The sequence below is a fragment of the Roseovarius sp. S88 genome, from assembly GCF_037023735.1.
In the GTDB taxonomy this organism is placed as follows: domain Bacteria; phylum Pseudomonadota; class Alphaproteobacteria; order Rhodobacterales; family Rhodobacteraceae; genus Roseovarius; species Roseovarius phycicola.
Map to the genome: position 1 here is coordinate 3238290 of NZ_CP146069.1, position 19119 is coordinate 3257408.

At 58.6% G+C, this 19119-nt stretch carries 17 protein-coding genes and 1 riboswitch; of the genes, 14 read left to right on the forward strand and 3 right to left on the reverse strand.

The window, feature by feature from the left end; all coding sequences use genetic code 11:
• The first annotated feature begins 25 nt into the window (after positions 1 to 25).
• The 6 genes from RZ517_RS16420 (at position 26) to RZ517_RS16445 (ending at position 5992) form a co-directional block, all read left to right on the forward strand.
• Entirely contained in the window at positions 26 to 403 is a 378-nt protein-coding gene (locus tag RZ517_RS16420) for a DUF1636 domain-containing protein (protein WP_338549206.1), read from the forward strand.
• Positions 403 to 1401, forward strand: a complete 999-nt coding sequence (locus RZ517_RS16425; RefSeq protein WP_338549207.1) for a threonine-phosphate decarboxylase — start codon at positions 403 to 405, stop codon at positions 1399 to 1401. Before RZ517_RS16420 ends, RZ517_RS16425 begins: the two co-directional genes overlap by 1 nt.
• Positions 1398 to 2309, forward strand: coding sequence for an adenosylcobinamide-phosphate synthase CbiB (gene cbiB / locus RZ517_RS16430; protein WP_338549208.1), 912 nt, complete (start codon positions 1398 to 1400; stop codon positions 2307 to 2309). Before RZ517_RS16425 ends, cbiB begins: the two co-directional genes overlap by 4 nt.
• A gap of 82 nt (positions 2310 to 2391) precedes the next feature.
• A complete protein-coding gene (locus tag RZ517_RS16435; protein WP_338549209.1) occupies positions 2392 to 3561 on the forward strand; it encodes a lytic murein transglycosylase in 1170 nt (389 codons plus the stop codon).
• Positions 3558 to 4670 (forward strand): THUMP domain-containing class I SAM-dependent RNA methyltransferase, encoded by a 1113-nt coding sequence (locus RZ517_RS16440; RefSeq protein ID WP_338549210.1) that lies wholly within the window; start codon positions 3558 to 3560, stop codon positions 4668 to 4670. Before RZ517_RS16435 ends, RZ517_RS16440 begins: the two co-directional genes overlap by 4 nt.
• Positions 4671 to 4804: 134 nt before the next feature.
• The gene (locus RZ517_RS16445; RefSeq protein WP_338549211.1) at positions 4805 to 5992 is read left to right on the forward strand and encodes a DMT family transporter; all 1188 of its coding nucleotides are present in this window, start codon (positions 4805 to 4807) and stop codon (positions 5990 to 5992) included.
• 5 nt (positions 5993 to 5997) lie between these two features.
• Here RZ517_RS16445 and smc read toward each other — a convergent pair whose 3' ends face one another.
• On the reverse strand, positions 5998 to 9450 hold the full coding sequence (gene smc / locus RZ517_RS16450) for a chromosome segregation protein SMC (RefSeq protein WP_338549212.1): 3453 nt from the start codon (positions 9448 to 9450) through the stop codon (positions 5998 to 6000).
• Between the two features lie 229 nt (positions 9451 to 9679).
• Positions 9680 to 9899, forward strand: a riboswitch (cobalamin riboswitch).
• Between the two features lie 116 nt (positions 9900 to 10015).
• Between smc and RZ517_RS16455 the strand changes: the two genes are divergently transcribed.
• From RZ517_RS16455 to cobO, 7 genes are all read left to right on the forward strand, one after another.
• Positions 10016 to 10660: a HupE/UreJ family protein gene (locus tag RZ517_RS16455; RefSeq protein WP_338549213.1), complete on the forward strand. Its 645-nt coding sequence runs from the start codon at positions 10016 to 10018 to the stop codon at positions 10658 to 10660.
• 64 nt (positions 10661 to 10724) lie between these two features.
• Positions 10725 to 11228 carry a hypothetical protein gene (locus RZ517_RS16460; protein ID WP_338549214.1) on the forward strand — a complete coding sequence of 168 codons (504 nt, stop codon included), beginning with the start codon at positions 10725 to 10727 and terminating at the stop codon, positions 11226 to 11228.
• Between the two features lie 15 nt (positions 11229 to 11243).
• Complete coding sequence (gene cobW, locus RZ517_RS16465) at positions 11244 to 12311, forward strand: cobalamin biosynthesis protein CobW (RefSeq protein WP_338549215.1); 1068 nt, start codon at positions 11244 to 11246, stop codon at positions 12309 to 12311.
• A 13-nt stretch (positions 12312 to 12324) separates the two neighbouring features.
• The gene (locus tag RZ517_RS16470) at positions 12325 to 12777 is read left to right on the forward strand and encodes a GNAT family N-acetyltransferase (protein WP_338549216.1); all 453 of its coding nucleotides are present in this window, start codon (positions 12325 to 12327) and stop codon (positions 12775 to 12777) included.
• Positions 12777 to 16508 (forward strand): cobaltochelatase subunit CobN, encoded by a 3732-nt coding sequence (gene cobN, locus RZ517_RS16475; protein WP_338549217.1) that lies wholly within the window; start codon positions 12777 to 12779, stop codon positions 16506 to 16508. Before RZ517_RS16470 ends, cobN begins: the two co-directional genes overlap by 1 nt.
• The gene (locus RZ517_RS16480; RefSeq protein WP_338549218.1) at positions 16505 to 16927 is read left to right on the forward strand and encodes a GFA family protein; all 423 of its coding nucleotides are present in this window, start codon (positions 16505 to 16507) and stop codon (positions 16925 to 16927) included. The genes cobN and RZ517_RS16480 overlap by 4 nt, the downstream gene beginning before the upstream one ends.
• Positions 16928 to 16969: 42 nt before the next feature.
• On the forward strand, positions 16970 to 17578 hold the full coding sequence (gene cobO / locus RZ517_RS16485) for a cob(I)yrinic acid a,c-diamide adenosyltransferase (RefSeq protein WP_338549219.1): 609 nt from the start codon (positions 16970 to 16972) through the stop codon (positions 17576 to 17578).
• Here the strand turns inward: cobO and RZ517_RS16490 are convergent.
• Positions 17550 to 18185: a TetR/AcrR family transcriptional regulator gene (locus tag RZ517_RS16490; RefSeq protein ID WP_338549220.1), complete on the reverse strand. Its 636-nt coding sequence runs from the start codon at positions 18183 to 18185 to the stop codon at positions 17550 to 17552. The two genes, cobO and RZ517_RS16490, sit on opposite strands and share 29 nt — an antisense overlap.
• Before the next feature lie 87 nt (positions 18186 to 18272).
• Between RZ517_RS16490 and RZ517_RS16495 the strand changes: the two genes are divergently transcribed.
• Positions 18273 to 18671 carry a hypothetical protein gene (locus RZ517_RS16495; RefSeq protein WP_338549221.1) on the forward strand — a complete coding sequence of 133 codons (399 nt, stop codon included), beginning with the start codon at positions 18273 to 18275 and terminating at the stop codon, positions 18669 to 18671.
• A gap of 28 nt (positions 18672 to 18699) precedes the next feature.
• Here RZ517_RS16495 and RZ517_RS16500 read toward each other — a convergent pair whose 3' ends face one another.
• Complete coding sequence (locus RZ517_RS16500) at positions 18700 to 19044, reverse strand: VOC family protein (RefSeq protein ID WP_338549222.1); 345 nt, start codon at positions 19042 to 19044, stop codon at positions 18700 to 18702.
• Positions 19045 to 19119 lie beyond the last annotated feature (75 nt).

Consider the following 19119-nt stretch of genomic DNA (forward strand, 5'->3'; position numbering starts at 1 on the left):
AGTTCTGCACTGGAAAGGCCTGCTGATGACCACTTTCATAACCATTTGCGACACCTGCAAACGCGAGGATTGGGACGAGACCAAGAACGACCGTACCCATGGTGAAGAGCTTGCAGAGCTGGTTGAGGCGCAAGCGCAGAGGCGCTCTGTCGAAACAAGGCGCGTGTCCTGCCTGATGGGGTGTACCCATGGCTGCAACATCGCAATTCAAGCTGAGGGCAAGCTTTCTTACACGCTTGGGCGGTTTGAGCCCAACCCAGAAGATGCCGAGGCCATCGTTGACTACGCGGAGCTGCATGCCCAAAGCGACAGCGGCCAGGTTCCGTTCAAGCAATGGCCACAGGGAGTCAAAGGCCATTTCGTCACCCGCATACCGCCCCTGCCCGGCGGCGACAAAGTCTGATGAGCAAACCGGCGCGAGATCACGGCGGCGGCCTTGATGCCGCCATCGAGCGCTATGGTGGTACGCGCCTGGACTGGGTGGATCTGAGCACTGGTATCAACCCTGTGCCTTATCCAGTTGGCGATATTGGCCCCGAGGCATGGACAGCTCTGCCGGACCAAGCGGCGATGAACCGTCTTCTGAAAGCCGCGCGGTCGTTCTGGAACGTGCCGGACGATGCAGAGATCGTGGCAGCCAACGGGGCATCAGCGATCATTGCCAAAGTGCCCTACCTCGCGAATCACGTGGGCGGCGCATATATCCCTGGCCCCACGTATAACGAGCACGCAGCGGCGGTAGAGGCGTGCGGGCACAGCTGGGTCACGGATGACCCGGACGATGCTTATCTGCATGTTTACGTTCACCCCAACAATCCAACTGGCAGGATGTGGGACGCAAACCGGATGGGCGGACGCCCCCTGACTGTCATTGACGAAAGCTTCTGCGACATGACCCCCGGGGAAAGCCATATTGGCCTGACGGAAGGTCCGGGTATTCTTGTTTTGAAGAGCTTTGGAAAATTCTGGGGGCTTGCAGGTCTTAGGTTGGGTTTCGCCATTGGCGCACCTGAAACCCTTTTCCCCGTAGACCGCTACAAACTGCCTTTGCAAACCGAGAAGAAAATGCCCATCGCCAGTCTCGTGGATCACCTTGGACCCTGGGCTGTTTCGGGACCAGCAATGGAAATAGGGGCGAAAGCGCTGAGCGATCACGATTGGGTTGAAAAGACGCGTGCGCGTCTGGCGAAGGATGCCAAACGTTTGGATGCATTGGTTGATTGGCCATTGGTGGGCGGAACGGATTTGTTTCGCACCTACGAGGTGCCCGATGCAATTGAGATGCAAGACAGGCTTGCCAAGGGGCGCGTCTGGTCGCGCATCTTCCCCTACTCGAAAACCTGGCTCCGTCTGGGCCTGCCAGCGCCACACCAATGGGATCAGCTTGAGGCCGCGCTGTGACTGTCTTCGCTATCCTCGCGCTGGCGCTCTTGCTGGATGCGCTCTTTGGTGAGCCGCGCTGGCTTTGGCAGCGTATGCCACATCCCGCCATCCTTATGGGGCGCGCGATACAGCTTGGCGACCACTGGTTCAACCGCGGCACAACCCCGCGGTTCAATGGCGTGCTTCTCATGCTTTTGCTGGGTCTGGCTGCCTTAGGTCTGGGTCTTTTGTTCCAAACCTTCGGCTGGTGGGCCGAAATTATCCTTGCCGCCATTCTTCTGGCGCACCGCTCCCTCATTGATCATGTCGCCGCCGTGGCCGACGCGCTGCGCCTGTCCCTTGGAGATGGTCGGCACAGCGTGGCCATGATCGTGGGCCGCGACACCTCGCATATGACCTCTGCAGGTGTCTCGCGCGCCGCCATCGAATCCGCTGCCGAAAACTTCAGCGATGGCGTCATCGCCCCAGCCTTCTGGTTCCTTGTCGGCGGCTTACCGGGTCTTTTTATCTACAAGATATCCAACACCGCCGACAGCATGATCGGCTACCGCACGCCCCGGCATGAAGCCTTTGGATGGGCAGCAGCGCGGTTTGATGACCTGCTCAATCTTATCCCTGCACGTTTGACTGCTGCACTTCTTGCATTAATCTTTGGCCTCCTGAGCGCCTGGCGCGATATCCAAGCCGATGCCCGGCTACACCGGTCGCCCAACGCCGGTTGGCCTGAAGCCGCCATGGCACGCGGTCTCGGCGTATCCTTGGCAGGTCCACGATCCTATGACGGCGAATTGCGTGACTTTCCCTTTGTACATGCCCATGGCCGCAAAAATGCAAACCCCGCCGACATCGACGCCGCCTGTCGTGCTCTTTGGATGGCCTGGGGCTTGACCTTTCTCTGTGTCTCGACGCTCGCACTCTTCGTGTAACCAACGAAAATCACACCTGAAAGCTTTGCCCGTATCCCATAGCACGCTAGATTGCCGCTCAAGGGACGGTTTGGGGACGATTATGAAAACATATGTACTTGCCGGGCTGCTAAGCCTGTGCGCCGGATCAGTGGCCGCTCAGAGCTGCGGCGGAAGCTTTTCGAGCTTTGTCGACGCTCTGAAATCCGAAGCCACATCAAAGGGTCACGACGCCGCCACCGTTGATCGGTTTTTCGCAGCCGTGCGTCAGGATCAAAAAGTCCTGCAAGCCGACCGCAGGCAGGGCGTTTTTCAAAAACCCTTCACCGATTTTGCACGCCGCCTGATCAGCGCCAACAGGCTCAACACGGGCATATCCAAGGGTCGTCAGTTCGCATCCACCTTTAACCGGATCGAAAACGAGCACGGCGTCAGTCGGGGTGTTCTTCTGGCGTTTTGGGCTTTTGAGACCGATTTCGGCGGATTTCAGGGGGATTTCAATACGCTAAACGCACTGGTCACACTCAGTCATGACTGCCGCCGCCCCGAACTTTTCCGCCCACAGGTCTTCGCAGCGTTGGAGTTGTATGAGCAGGGTGACTTCGACCCCGTCCGCACCACCGGCGCCTGGGCCGGCGAGATTGGCATGGTGCAAATGCTGCCGCGCGATATTCTGGAAAACGGTGTGGATGGCGACGGGGATGGCAAGGTTGATCTCAAGCGTTCGGCCAAGGACGCGCTTATGTCAGGTGGCAAGATGCTGCAATCTTTGGGCTGGCGCGCTGGTGAACCTTGGCTACAGGAAGTTGCAGTGCCTGACACACTTGATTGGTCGCTAAGCGGGTTGCGCACCACAAAACCCGCCTCTGACTGGGCGGCACTGGGTATCACACCGCGCCACGGCCAAATCGCCAGCGGGCTGGAGGCCAGCCTGATCCTGCCGCAGGGGCGCAAGGGGCCAGCCTTCATCGCCTATCCGAATTTCCGGGTATATTTTGAATGGAACCAAAGCTTTGTCTACGTCCTGACCGCCGCCTATTTCGCCAACCGCCTCGAAGGTGCGCCGGTGTTTGACGCGGGCAACCCAGAGCCGGGCCTTGCCGGAGAGCAGATGAAAGCGCTGCAACGCAAACTGGCTGATCGCGGCTACGACGTCGGCAAGATCGACGGCATTCTCGGCGCAGGCACTCGCGCTGCTGTTCAGGACGTGCAAAAGGAACTTGGTATGCCTGCTGATGCCTGGCCCACGGCGGCGCTTCTGAACCGGCTATGACGGAAGCCCCGTTCGAGATCTTTCTGTCAACGGCACCGGGGTTAGAGCCTTATCTTTTGGAAGAAACGCAGGAGCTTGGCTTTCACGAGGCCAAGGCGATGACCGGTGGCGTCAGTTTCATGGGCACATGGCCGGATGTCTGGCGCGCCAACCTATGGTCGCGCGGAGCATCCCGGGTGCTGGCACGTATCGGGTCTTTCCGCGCCTTTCATCTGGCACAGCTCGACAAACGCGCGCGCAAGTTTCCCTGGGGTGACATATTGCGCCCGAATGTGCCTGTGCGGGTCGAGGCCACTTGCAAAAAGTCCAAGATCTACCACGACAGAGCCGCGGCCCAACGCATCGAACGTGCCATCCATGAAACACTAGGTGCCCCCATCACCAAAGACGCCAGCCTGCGCCTCATGATGCGGATTGACGATGACCTCTGCACGTTCAGCCTCGACACCAGCGGCGCGCCTCTGCATCAGCGCGGGTTCAAGCAATTCGTGGCCAAAGCGCCCATGCGCGAAACCATGGCCGTCCTTTTGCTGCGCGCCTGCGGCTATACCGGCACCGAACCGGTGCTTGATCCAATGTGCGGCTCTGGCACGTTTCTGATTGAGGCCGCAGAGATGGCCAAAGGGTTTGCTTCGGGTCGGGCACGAAGCTTTGCGTTTGAAGATCTCGCGAGTTTTGACAGCGCCGCGTGGGAAACACTGCGTGCCGCAGCAAAGCCGAACGACCCGGATCAAAAATTTATTGGCTTCGATCGCGACACAGGTGCCGTGAAAGGCGCAAATGAGAATGCAGCACGGGCCGGGGTTGCTGACGTCATTTCCATCACACACCAGCCCGTGAGCAATCTTAACCGCCCTGATGGCCCGCCCGGTCTGGTCATCGTGAACCCGCCTTACGGAGCCCGGATCGGCACCAAGAAACCACTCTACGGACTATACGCAAGTCTCGGGGAACGCTTGAAAAATAACTTCTCCGGCTGGCGCGTGGGTCTTGTGACAACCGAAGCTGATCTGGCCAAAACAACCGGTCTTCCGTTTATCCAACCCGGCCCTCCGATCGCCCATGGTGGCCTGAAAATCAAACTGTGGACAACGACCCCGTTGCCCTAGTTCACGGCACCTCACCAAAGCTTTACCGAACTTGCTGATCGAATTGCAGAATTCGTGCGTATCTGTCGTCAAACGCGCGTGAAAACACGCGTCGAAATTCGGGCCTAAAGGCCCACGAAGGAGAGACGCACACCATGGCACTGCTTGCCACAAACACCCCAGTTGCAGGGCTGCCGCTATCGCCGCGGTGGCCTCTGGCTCGGTTTGGTGTGCTCTTTGCCTGGATCGCTGTGGTGATCTACGCTGCCTCAAATTCCATTGTGACCCAGCTCGTTGATATCGGAGCCGCCAATCCCGTCGGCAATGGTCGCAACGCGATCACCTATTCCAACCTGCTCTTGCTGGGGTCGCTTCTATCGGTGATCCCGATGGCCATTCTGTTTCGCAAGGACCTGACCCGCGACAACATCCAGGCGCTCAAGCCTCGGGACTGGCGGGTAATGACTCTCTCGGCCTTCCTGTCTTCTGCTCTGACGCCGGGGCTTTTCTTCTTCGCGCTGGCCAATACGACCGTCACAAATGTGATTCTGATCAGCCGTATCGAACCGCCTCTGTTTCTGCTGGCCGCCTGGTTTGTGTTCAACGAACGCTTCCCACCCCGCGCCATGATTGCCGGGCTTATCGCCCTGACCGGTGCTGTCGTGATGATCAGCATGAACGAACATGGCGGCATGATGGGTCTGGGCATCGGCGAATGGGCGGCCGCGGCGGCAACCTTGTCTTATATCGCCTCTACGCTCGTGACCCGCAAAAGCCTGCGTGACGTGCCGATGGGTATCTTTTCCGTCTATCGGACCATCGTCGGAGCGGCCATATATTTCGTGCTGGCCATACTCATTTTCGGGCCGGGCACATTCCGTGATCTGTTGTCGCCTGTGCTCTGGAGCTGGATCTGGATCTATGCCGGTGTGGTCATTGTCTTTGGCCAAATCGCTTGGAACCTCGCGCTCAAACATGCCAGCTCAAGTGATCTGGCTCTTGCCACGTCCTTCTCGCCTCTGGCCGCAATTCTGATTGCGATGCTGCTGCTTGGCGAGAACCCTGGCGCGGGACTGATCCCCGGTGCCATTCTCATCGCTTTGGCTATTTTCATAGGCCGGATGAGCGGTGCGAATGACAGTCGCATGATCGACGGGGCCAGCGCCAGCAAGCAAGCGCGTGTCCACAGCGTTCCGGGACAACCTTGCATGGGTAGCGATTGTCATGATGCTGCGCAGTCTCCAAATACGCACCTGTCTGTCACGATCAAGAAGCGACGACCGCCGGACCTCTTGCGCCTGGCCAGAACTACGGCGCCACCCGGTCGGCAACTGAGCGGTTAGACCGCTCAGGCCACCATCTGTTCGGCTTTCTTGAGATCAACGGAAACAAGCTGACTAACACCTTGCTCGGCCATGGTCACTCCAAAGAGACGATCCATCCGACTCATGGTGACCGCGTGATGCGTAATAATCAAAAACCGCGTTTGCGTTCGGCGGCACATCTCGTCCAGCAGATCACAGAATCGGCCCACATTAGCATCGTCCAAAGGCGCATCAACCTCATCGAGCACACAAATCGGTGCCGGATTGGCGAGGAACACCGCAAAGATAAGCGCCAGGGCCGTGAGCGTCTGCTCCCCCGACAGGAGGCTCAGCGTCGCCAGCTTCTTGCCCGGCGGCTGGCACATGATCTCAAGGCCAGCCTCCAGAGGATCGTCACTCTCGACCATCACCAGATTGGCCTCACCACCGCCAAAGAGATGCTTGAAGAGCAGAGAAAAGTTGGAGTTGACCTGCTCAAAAGCCGTGAGCAATCGTTCGCGACCTTCCTTGTTGAGCGATGCAATACCATTGCGCAACGTGCGAATGGCTTCTTCCAGATCTGTTTTTTCCTCCAGCAACGCCATATGCTCTTGTTCAATCTCTCGGGCGTCCTCCTCAGCGCGTAGATTCACCGCTCCCAGCGCGTCTCGCTGACGCTTCAGGCGGTTTACATCTGCCTCAATCGCATCCGCAGCTGGCATCGCCTCTGGATCAACATCTAGCTTCTCCAGAAGGGTTTCCGGCGTCAGCTCGAGCTCTTCCGCAATACGCGTGGCAGTCAATGTCAGGGTTTCGCGCGCCGCTTCAGCCCGCGCATCCGACCGCGCCCGCGCCTCACGCGCTTCTCCTGCGGCGCGCTCTGCGTCGCGCTCTGCGGCTACGGCATCACGCGCCACGGCTTCCGCCTTTGACAGAATATCAGCAGCCTCAGCACGGCGCGCTTCGGCCTTGGTGATGTCTTCGCTTAACGCCGCTCGTTTGTCGGCAAGCTCATCTGGCTTGGCCATGGCCTCCTGAAGTTCGGCCTCGCTTTCAACCTTGCGCTCCGCCAATTCCGCACTGCGTTTCTCGGCGGTTTCCAACCGGTGCCGCCACCCAGACAGTTCTTTTGTGACCTCCTGCGCCCGTTTGGTGCGCGCCTCGCCCTCACGGCGCAGCTCATCATGCGACGACCGATGCGAAATCATCGTGATCCGCGCGGCCTCAACCGTCATCTTGATGTCTTCAACCTGCGCACGCGCAGCATCCAGATCGCCAAGGTCACCCAGCGCCGTCTCAGCTTCTGACAAGGCATCCCGCGCAGCCAGCGCCTCTTCGGCATGCCGCGCCACCGCCAATTTCAGGCTTTCCAGCTTCGATTGCGCAAGGTTGCGATCCGCCTCTGCGCGTGACAGAGCACGATTTGCTTCTGCCATGGCACTATCAGCCGCCCGACGCGCTTCTCTGGCAGCACGGTCAGCTTCCGTCGTATCAGTCAGCCGTGTCTTGAGCGTATCATGCGCCGCAGCGGCCCCGTCGGCGCGCGCGTTCGCATGTGAGAGCTGTTGTTTGAGATCTTCCAATCGGTTGAGCTGTTGCAGGCGCAAAGCGGCTGCCGAAGGCGCATCTTCGGCCCAGGCGCGATACCCGTCCCAGCGCCATAGGTCCCCTTCGGTACTGACCAGCCGCTGGCCGGGCTTGAGGTCTGACTGAAGCTTGGCCCCTTCGTCCGGATCGACCAAACCAATTTGCGAAATACGTCGGGCCAAAACGCCCGGAACGGTCACAAAGTCGCTAAGCGCCGGAACGCCCTTTGGCAGGGCTTGTGCGGATGAATACTGCGACAGGTTCACCCAGCCGGACGGACCATCGCTCTCAACGGCCGGCGCGCGCAGGTCATCGGCAAGAGCGGCACCCAATGCCTTTTCATACCCGGTGTTGACCTGCACCATATCGACGATTTGACCACCCTCAGCAGTGTCGCGCTCCAGAAGTCGTGCCAAAGCCGATGCCTCTGCCGAAAGCGCATTAACCTCGCCTTCAGCCTCCGAACGTTCGGCGCGTGCTTCCGCTTCGCGCGCCTGTGCATCAGCCCGCGCTTCATCCGCTGCAGCCAGGGCTTGCTCTGCTGCGCCTGCGGCCGAAGCAGCGTTGGTTTCTGCTTTTTGGGCTGTTTCAAACTGTTCCGATGCCTCAGCAACCGCGGCCTCTGCGGCATGTGCGGCGTCTTTCGCGTGGGTCGATTGGTCCTCAGATTTTTGCAGCGTCGTCTTATGATCTTCCACCAAACGCTGCACAGATTGATGCCGGGCCGCCAACCGTGCGACATCTTCAGTCAGTTGCGACAGATCGGTTTCCCGTGTCTGCAACACAGCCGCCGCATCCTGCGCTTCCTTTGCAGCCTCGGCCACGCGGTCCTCGTGCCCCTCAGTCGCCTTGGCCAGTTCTTTGGCCTCCCATTCGAGCCGCTCGATGGTCTCGCCCGCGTCGCGGTTGAGATTGCCTTCACGCTCCATATCGAGCTCAAGTTGCTCAATGCGCGCCTGCAAGGTCTCAATGCGATCCTGCGCCGCCTGTTCCTGATCGGACAGAGTGTCGCGACTCACCATCAAACGTTGCAAGACGGCGGCGGCAATCGCCTCTTCTTCGCGCAGCGGTGGCAAGGCTTCCTCGGCGCGCTGACGCAATTTGGCCGCCTCACGCGCTGCAGCTTCGGCGCGACCAGCCTCTGTTGTGCGTTCTGTCAACTCCTGCTCAGCAGTGGCCCGCACGACATCGGCCTCTTTCCAACGCCGGTATAGTAACAGACCCTCGGCCTGCCGCAGCTCTTCCCCAATTTGGCGATAGCGCATGGCCTGCTTGGCTTGCCGCGCCAATTGCGCCAGCTGTCCGGCAAGCTGTTCAATGACATCATCCACACGGGTCAGATTCGTTTCTGCCCCCTTCAGCTTCAATTCGGCCTCATGCCGCCGCTGATAGAGGCCCGAAATACCAGCTGCCTCTTCCAGTATGCGCCGACGTGCCGTGGGCTTGGCGTTGATCAATTCGGCGATCTGACCTTGCCTGACCAATGCCGGGGAATGCGCACCCGTTGAGGCATCTGCAAAGAGCATCTGCACGTCACGCGCTCGCACATCCTTGCCGTTCACCTTATAGGCGCTGCCCACGTCCCGTGTGATCCGGCGCACGATCTCAAGATAATCGGCATCGTTGAACCCCTGCGGGGCGAGGCGCTCGGAATTGTCGATATGGATGCTGACCTCTGCAAAGTTGCGCGCAGGCCGCGTCGCGGCACCTGCAAAAATCACATCTTCCATGCCCGAACCACGCATCGAGGTGGGTCGGTTTTCTCCCATGACCCAGCGCAAGGCCTCAAGCAGGTTCGACTTGCCACAGCCGTTTGGTCCAACCACTCCGGTCAAACCATCCGAGATGAACAGGTCGGTGGGATCCACAAAACTTTTGAACCCTGTCAGTCTGAGCTTGGAAAACTGCACGCGTGTCGGTCCCTCTTACCTGGCCGATCTGGTTTTATAAGTGATTCCGGCCTTGGGGGTCTATGGAACGCTACCCCAAGCCCCAGAGTCAACGCAAAACCCCTGTATGTGGCCATACTCCGCCAGTTATCCACAAGATATTGAATATACCTTAAGAAAGCTCTGGTGAGAAATGCCGCTCAAAAGCTGTCGAAGGTCGGAATCTTCCTTGACGGGGCGCACAGGCGGTTTCATACCAGAGAGGCAAGGTTCCCCACCAAAGGTGCAAAGCATTGGGGATGAAACTGGGAATGACGTGACAGCGGACCCATTCAGGGCGCCCAATCGTCAGCCGCCCCCGCGACTGTAAGCGGAGAGCACCCATCGCAATGCCACTGGGATGACCCCGGGAAGGCCGATGGATGCACAGACCCGCGAGCCAGGAGACCGGCCATGCATCGGGCCAATGCCCGAGACCTGAAAACAACGGACGGGGTGTTCCGTTGGGGGAAAGCTGGAACGAAGAAAATCCAGCAGTCTCTCTGACGATACCCCCCTGTCAAAAACAGACCCGAGGGGGACAAAAATGAAAAAGTATCTCGCCATTGCTGTGGCAAGCCTTGTGGCAAGCCCGGCTCTTGCCCACCACCCGCTGAATGGCATGCCGATGGAGACGTTTGCGCACGGGATGCTCTCCGGCGTTGGTCACCCTCTCTTGGGCTTTGATCACCTTTTCTTTGTGATCGCCATGGGCGTCGCTGCACTTTTCACAGCCAAACGTTACGTGACCCCGGCGGCCTACATTGCCGCCATGCTGGTTGGCTGTGGTCTGATGTATGCTGGCATCTCCATGCCGCTGGCTGAGACTTTCATCGTGCTCTCACTTCTGGTTGTGGGCGGAATTGTCCTGTCCGGTCGCGCTTTGACGGCAACGACAGCGATTGCCCTTTTCGCGGCGTTTGGCCTGTTCCACGGATCTGCATTCGGCGGCTCCATCGCCACACAAGAAGGCGGTGTGAACGCGGCTGTGCTGGTGGGCTATTTGCTGGGTCTTGGCCTGCTGCAATATGGCATCGCTATCGCGGCGGGCTGGGTTGTTGAGAAAGTTCTCGGCGCAACTGAAGCCGCCGCAACCAATGCCCGTCTTGTGGGCGCGATGGTCGCAGGCGTTGGCGTTTTCCTAGCGTTGGAAATAGTCGAAGGCCCGATCGTGGCCGCATTGGTCGGCTGACAACAGACTGATCTGAAGGGCGGCTCACCACGGGCCGCCCTGTCTATTTGTGAAGAGGGCAAACATGGCCAATCCGGTCGTCTTGTTGGCAGTTGGTGTTCTTGCTGGAGCAGGCGTGGGCGCATTGGTCACGGCCACTGTTGTAGACCACGGGGCTATGTCCAAGGCATATATGGGTGGTGACGTCGCACATGATCATTCCGCCCATGACCACGGCGACGAGCATAGCGGCCACAAGCACCAGATGATCGAGGCCGAAAGCCCTTCACCAACGCTTGAGCTGGTACTCCATCCCGACGGCCCGCAAAGCCGCAATCTTGAACTTGTGACCACCAATTTCACCTTTGATCCTGAACGCGTAAATGGGGATCATGTGCCCGGCTTTGGTCACGCACATGTCTATGTGAACAACGTCAAACAACCTCGCGCCTACGCTCCTTGGGTGCAGCTCTCTGCCCTGCCCAAAGGCACACATGAAATTCGCGTCACCCTCAATGCCAATGATCACAGCTATCTTGCTGTGAACGGCACCAAGATCGAAGCCACCGCAACACTGACCATCGAGTGATCTCAGGAGAGCATCATGCAGTCCAAAATTCCCGCCACCGTCGTCACTGGCTTTCTGGGAGCTGGCAAAACAACCTTGATCCGTCACGTGCTGGAAAATGCCAATGGCCGCCGCATCGCGCTTATCATCAATGAGTTCGGCGACCTTGGAGTTGATGGTGGCATTCTCAAGGGCTGCGGCATCGAGGGCTGTGCTGAAGAAGACGTGATGGAGCTGTCCAATGGCTGTATCTGCTGCACAGTGGCCGAGGATTTCATCCCAACGCTGGAAAAGTTGCTCGACCGCCCCGATGCCCCCGATCACATCGTGATCGAAACCTCCGGGCTGGCGCTGCCTCAACCCTTGGTGCGTGCCTTCAACTGGCCAGAGATTTCCACGCGTGTGACTGTGGACGGCGTTGTGACCGTGGTCGATGGCAAGGCCGTCTCCGAAGGGCGCTTTGCCCATGACGTGGCGGCGGTGGATGCTCAGCGTGCACAGGACGAAAACCTGGACCATGAAACGCCACTTTCAGAGCTTTTTGAGGATCAGGTCGCCTGTGCTGATTTGATCGTCGTGAACAAATCCGACCTTCTTGATCAGGCCGAAGCCGATACGCTTGTGGGCCAACTGCGCTCTGATAGTCGGGAGGGCGTGCAGGTTGTAAAATCCACCATGGGCGCGTTGCCCGTGGATGTGCTGCTGGGACAAGGGATTGGTGCTGAGGCCGACATGGACGCCCGTCACGAGCATCACCACCACCATCATCATGACGATGATCACCATGACGACCATGACCATCATCACCACGATCACGACCACGATGCGTTTGAATCGTTTGTCGTCACCCGGCCTGAGATCAGCGACCCGAATGCTTTTGCCGAACAGGTCGCAGATGTGATCCGTACACATGACATCCTGCGCCTCAAGGGTTTTGCGGCGGTATCGGGAAAACCAATGCGCCTCACCTTGCAGGCCGTCGGCCCCCGCTTGGACACTTATTTCGACCGTCCCTTTGGCAGTGACGCACGACAGACGCGCCTGGTGGTGATTGGGCAGGCCGGGCTGGATCGCGCTGCCATTGAAAAAGCGCTGGCCGCGTGATCCGGGCTGAGCGATGCTTGTCGTTGAACTCGCCGATCCACGTGCCGATGGTCCTCGCCAGTTGTTGGAAGCCAGCCACGCATTGATGCAGGCCAGCTTTCCGCCGGAAGAGAACTACTTCCTCGACATTGAGGCGCTCTGCGCCGACAACATCCGTTTTTTTGCAGCACGAGAAGGGAAGACCACGTTGGGCACAGGGGCACTGGCTCTCATGGGTGCGTATGGAGAGGTGAAATCCATGTTCACTGACCCAAAGGCACGGGGCAAAGGCGTGGCCGCCGCACTGTTGCGCCAGATCGAAGATCAGGCCCGTGAGCTGGGCTTGTCGCACTTGCGGCTGGAAACCGGTGATCCGCTCGAAGCTGCCGTCCGTCTATACGAGCGAAACGGCTTTGTGCGTTGCGGCATATTTGGTGATTACGAACCCAACAAGACTTCGGTCTACATGGAAAAGCCGCTGAGCTGATGCACCTGCTCGCCGCCACTCCAGGAGCTGTCGACGATGGCAAGGACCCCGTTGATCTTGGTCAATCCCCGGCGGATCTGGTGTTTCTGTCCGCTGCGGACACGGAACTGGCAGCCCTGTCAGAGGCGCGGTCCGAACTGGAGGCCCCTCCAACGCTCCGGCTTGCCAATCTTACGCACCTGCAGCACCCAATGTCGGTTGATTTGCACCTGGAGGCCTGCGCCACCAAATCCCGTCTTGTCATCGCCCGCGTCCTGGGCGGTGTGGGATATTGGACCTACGGGGCAGAGCAATTTGCCGCCCGCTGCGCTGAGGCCAGCGTTCCCTTGGCGCTTTTGCCCGGAGACGACAAACCCGACGCCGATCTGCGTGGCCTCTCATCCGTCGCAGATGACCACTATGATGCGCTTTGGGCTTACCTCGTCGAAGGCGGCCCTGAAAACTCAGCTAACTTCCTGAGCTACGCCAAGGCGATGCTAGATGGGACAGACACGCCAGCCGCCGCCGCCCCTCTTCTGCGCGCCGGCGTCTATTGGCCAGGAAGTGGGCTGGCCGATCTGTCCAGCGCACAAGCGGCATGGACGCAAGATGCCGCAGTTGTGCCGATCATTTTCTACCGTGCGTTGGTGCAAGGCGCGGGGCTCAATCCGATCAATCGACTGACGCGGTCGCTTTTGCGTGCAGGCATAAATCCTTTGCCTATTTTCGTGGCATCCCTGAAAGACCCTGTCTCTGTTGCCACGTTGGACCATCTGTTTAAGGCCGCGCCGCCGTCTGTGATCCTCAACGCCACGTCTTTTGCCGTCGGTTCGCCGCATACCGGAGAGGACAGCCCATCTAATCCTCTCGCCATGCCCTCGGCCAATGCCGCGCCGGTGTTCCAAACCGTTCTATCCGGCTCATCAGAAGACGCATGGGCGGAAGGACTCTCCGGCCTCAGCGCCCGCGACATCGCCATGAACGTGGCTCTGCCCGAGGTCGATGGCCGCATCCTGTCCCGCGCGATCTCTTTTAAGGGCGAGGCCTTTTTCGACGAGGCCACAGAATGCCCCATCGCCACCTACCGCGCACAAGGCGACCGCATCGAATTCGTCACGGCGCTCACCAAAAACTGGACGAAACTGCGCCAAACCCCAGTCAAAGACCGCAAAGTTGCCCTGGTGCTGGCCAACTATCCCAACAAAGACGGCCGGCTGGCCAATGGTGTCGGCCTCGACACGCCAGCAGCCACGGTACATGCCTTATCGCTCCTGAACGACGCGGGCTACCGCATCGAAAATCCGCCAAAGGACAGCGACACGCTGATGCAGGCCATCCTGGATGGCCCCACCAACTGGCTCACAGACAGGGCAGACAAAGAGGGCGGCGAAACTCTCCCGCTTGACATCTATCTTGACCATTTCAACGCCCTGCCCTGGGCGCTCAAAGACCAGATGACCGCTCGTTGGGGTCCTCCCGAACAAGACCCTTTCATCGTTCCTCAAATACTCACATCCGACGGCGCCACAGGGCCCGGCTTCAAACTGTCGATTCTGACCTTTGGCAATGCCATCGTCGGTATTCAGCCCGCCCGCGGCTACAATATCGACCCAACAGACACGTATCATTCGCCGGACCTTGTCCCACCGCACAACTATCTCGCCTTTTATGTCTGGATCCGCCACCATTTCGGCGCGCACGCCGTTGCGCATATGGGCAAACACGGCAATCTTGAATGGCTTCCAGGCAAGGCGCTGGCGCTCAGCGAAACGTGCTGGCCAGAAGCCATCTTTGGCCCCACACCGCATGTCTATCCTTTTATCGTCAACGACCCCGGCGAAGGCACTCAAGCCAAACGCCGGGCACAAGCGGTTATTGTTGATCACCTGACACCGCCACTCACGCGGGCTGAAACCTATGGCCCGCTGCGCGACCTCGAGGCTTTGGTGGATGAATATTACGAGGCCGCCGGGGTTGACCCGCGTCGCATTGCCCATCTGCGACGCGAGATACTGAGCCTGACATCCGCCACCGGGTTAGATGCGGATGTCGGCATGAAAGGCGAGGACGAAGATGGGGATTTGGCCAAGCTTGACGCCTATCTCTGCGAGTTGAAGGAGGCGCAAATTCGCGATGGCCTGCACATTTTTGGCCAATCGCCCACTGGCCAGCAGGAATGCGATCTGGCCATCGCTCTGGCGCGTGTGCCGCGTGGCGATGGCAACGGACGGGATGCGTCGCTCTTGCGCGCACTGGCGCGCGATCTTGGACTGTCCATAGATCCGCTGGATTGCGACATGGCCGCGACTGCGCTCGAAAAGCCCAACGCGCTTGCAAATCTGTCCAATGACCCGTGGCGCTCCAATGGCGACACGGTAGAACGCCTTGAACTGCTGTCGCAAACGCTCTTGCAGGGCGAAGGGCGCGGCACAGTGCCTCTGGCAGAAACGTCGGCGGTCCTGACCGAGATCACCGAGCGTATCCGTCCCGACATCGCCAATTGCGGCCCCAGCGAAGTCCGCGCGCTTTTGACAGCACTGGGTGGTCAGGCCATTTCCCCCGGCCCCTCGGGCGCTCCAACCCGAGGCCGTCTCGATACCCTGCCCACGGGCCGCAATTTCTTTTCTGTCGATAGCCGCGCCGTGCCCACTCCCACGGCCTGGGCCCTGGGGTGGAAATCGGCCAACCTCTTGATCGAAAAACACCTGCAAACCCATGGCGACTGGCCTCGCACAATGCTGATCACCGCGTGGGGCACGGCCAATATGCGCACCGGCGGCGACGACATCGCACAGGCTATGGCTCTTATGGGCGTGAAACCCAAATGGGACGCCGCCAACAGGCGGGTCACCGGGTTCGAAATCCTGCCCGAGGGCGTACTCGGCCGGCCTCGTGTTGACGTTACGCTGCGCATCTCCGGCTTCTTTCGCGATGCGTTCCCCCAGCTCATCGCGCTGTTCGACAGCGCGGCGCGCGCGGTGCAAGCGCTAGATGAGGTCGAAGATCAAAACCCCGCTGCCGCCCGCGCACAACGCGGCGAGGCGCAATCACGCATCTATGGTGCAAAACCGGGCGCCTATGGTGCAGGGCTTCAGGCGATGATCGACGAACGTCTCTGGGGCAACAAGGCTGACCTGGCCGAGGCTTACCTGACATGGGGCGGCTACGCATATGGGGCAAAGGACGAAGGCCGACCCGACCGCACGGGATTTGAGGCTCGTCTCAGCCAAACCGAAGCTATCGTCCAGAACCAGGACAATCGCGAACACGACCTGCTCGATAGCGATGACTACTACCAATTCGAAGGAGGGGCCGCCGCCGCCGTCTCGACCCTCCAGGGGCAAGATCGCCCAATTTACCACAACGACCATTCGCGACCCGAACGCCCGGTCATTCGTACGCTGGATGATGAGATTGCCCGCGTGGTCCGCTCTCGTGTTGTGAACCCGAAATGGATCAACGGCGTGAAACGCCACGGCTACAAAGGCGCGTTCGAGATGGCCGCCACAGTCGACTATCTCTTTGCTTTCGCCGCCACAACCGGGGCTGTGAAGGGCCACCATTTCGACCTCGTCGAAGCGGCCTTTCTGGAAGATGAAGACACACGCGACTTTATTGCTGAGCACAACGCACCTGCCCTGCGTGAGATTGCCGCGCGGCTGCAAGAGGCTATTGATCGGGATCTGTGGACGCCGCGTTCCAATTCGGCGCGCGCGCGGATCGAGGCCTTTATGAAAGGAGATGCAAGATGACCCATGCAGGACGCTGCCTGTGCCGCTCTGTGCGCTATGAATTTGACGGCGAACCAGGCTGGGTGGGCTATTGCCATTGCGACAGTTGCCGCCGCACGACATCCTCGCCGACCACGGTCTTTATGGAGGTCTCTCAAGCTCGGTTCCGATGGAAGAGCGACCCACCGGCGATCTATGAAAACACACCGGGCGCCCGGCGTTATTTCTGCAAGACATGCGGATCGCCAATGGCCTTCGAGGCCGATTGGTATCCTGGTGTGATCCACCTCTACCCGGTTTCGTTGGAGGACCCATCCATGGCCAGACCCGTTGAGCACGTGCACGCTGAAGAGCGCCTGCCCTGGTTCGATGTGGATGACAGCTTGCCCCGCACAGCAGGATTTGGTGGCACAGGCCAAAAGGACCAATCTCCTGAATGACTTCAACACAAAGACAACACAGACGCCCGGAAAGGACATAACATGACCGACGATCCAGACCGCCACGCGATGAAGATGGCCAAGAAGAAGGCCGCGCGTGATAAAATTATGGCCACAAAGACAGACCAAAAAGGTCTGATCATCGTGCATACCGGCAAGGGCAAGGGAAAATCCTCTGCCGCATTTGGGATGATCTTCCGCTGCATTGCCCATGACATGAAATGCGCCGTCGTTCAATTCATCAAGGGCGGCATGTCCACAGGTGAACGTGACCTCATCTTGTCAAAATTCTCTGACACCTGCGCCTTTCACACCATGGGCGAAGGCTTTACCTGGGAAACACAGGACAAAACCCGTGACACTGAAATGGCCCAGGCGGCATGGGCCAAGGCCAAAGAACTGATCAAGGATGAAAGCAACAAGATGGTCTTGCTTGACGAGATCAACATAGCGCTACGCTATGATTATCTTGATGTGAATGAGGTGGTGTCATTCCTTGAAACTGAAAAACCTCATATGACCCATGTGGTCCTGACTGGGCGCAATGCAAAGGACGATCTGATCGAAACCGCAGATTTGGTCACAGAAATGGAGTTGATCAAACACCCCTTCCGTTCCGGCATCAAAGCTCAGATCGGGGTGGAGTTTTAGTGTGTGACACCGGGGCAAAAAGGCGAAGGAAGTGAACCTCCGCCTGTTTGCAGCGCTTGGAGATTTCTGTCTCCGACAGAGGCCCTAGCGCACCTGTCACGCGCCGGATTTGCAGATCACCAACAAGCAGACCGATATAGGATTCCAACGCCGCCTCCAGATCTTCAAACGCAAGATCACCATTTGAACGAGCGGCGCGCAATACCTCTCCAATCAAAGGTGCCACCGTGTCTCGGCCAGCATCTGCCAACGCCTGACCAAGCGTGCCTGTTGTGTCTGCGGCAGCTGCGCGGTTTAGGGCGATTGCTCTGTCACCCAGCAGCATCGTGAGAAGAACAGGTCCAGTTTTCCGAAAAACCTGCAATGGCGGCAGGTTTTTCCTTGCCGTCTTCTCTAAGTGGTCACGTACCTCATATGTATTTCTGACAATCAGCGCTCGAAATAGGCCGGTCTTATCGCCATACCAGTTGTAGAGCGTTTCGTTCGAAGCCCGTGCTTTTCGCGCAATCGAAAGCATGCTTGCTCCCGAATACCCTTTGCTCTCGATGACGTCGTACGCGGCTTTGGCAATCTCAGTTTCGCGCTTGTCGCGAATGCTCTCTTTCATCGGCGCCTCCAGAACATGGTTGACTCTATCCGTACACATGATTACGGATATTGCAACCGTACACTAAATTACGCCTTGGAGGCTCCAATGAAACATGAGCTGAACAACTACGCCATCTCGGCTCTTTCAACCTTGATCATTCTGCAAATTGTCATGTTGCTCTCGCTCTATTCGCGAACATTCCCTCATCCACCTGAGACAGTCGCGCCTTTTGCGATCGCTCCGTTTTTAGCTGTTTCGCTGTCATTCGCTGCCGTAGCCCTCATTCTTGGACCAACACGAAACCAACCAGGTCGTAGTTTCGCAATCTTGGCTGGCTTGTCTGCTCTGGTTTCATTTGGACCACAAAAATTCTTCGACGCCCAAATCGGGTTTGTTTGGCCAGCGGTTGTGATCGGGCAAATCGCCGTCATCTCTTTGGTCGCAACACTTTGGCTCACGCACAAAACCCGGGACGGCACGGGGCACCGGCAACAAGTTGGCTAACCCGGCAGGATAAGATTTCTTCTTGTCACTACAGATCACAATGAAAGTGATAGAGATGTCCGTGCAGATCACGAACCGTGAATTGCCGCAAACCCCAGGGCTTGTCTTCGGGAAACTCGACCACCTCGGCACCGCGGTCTGACAGCTCTGCAAAAGCGTCATCCACGTCTGCAACAAAAACCCAGAGGACACACGGTGCAACGTCTCCGTCGACCTCGCGGAAAAACAGAGCGCATGTTCCGTGTGACACGGCCCCAATGCGGCCTTCCACATTGTGCCAAGCAATGTCGAAACCAAGTTTCTCTTGGTAGTAGTGCTGCGCCTCAACAACAGAATGGACTGGCAGCGCCGGGACCGGTTGCGAAAACGTCATGACTCCTCCTTTGCACAAACTCCCGCATCGATTGAGTGTCGCGCTGTGTTTTACGATCATCTGTGATCCAAGTTT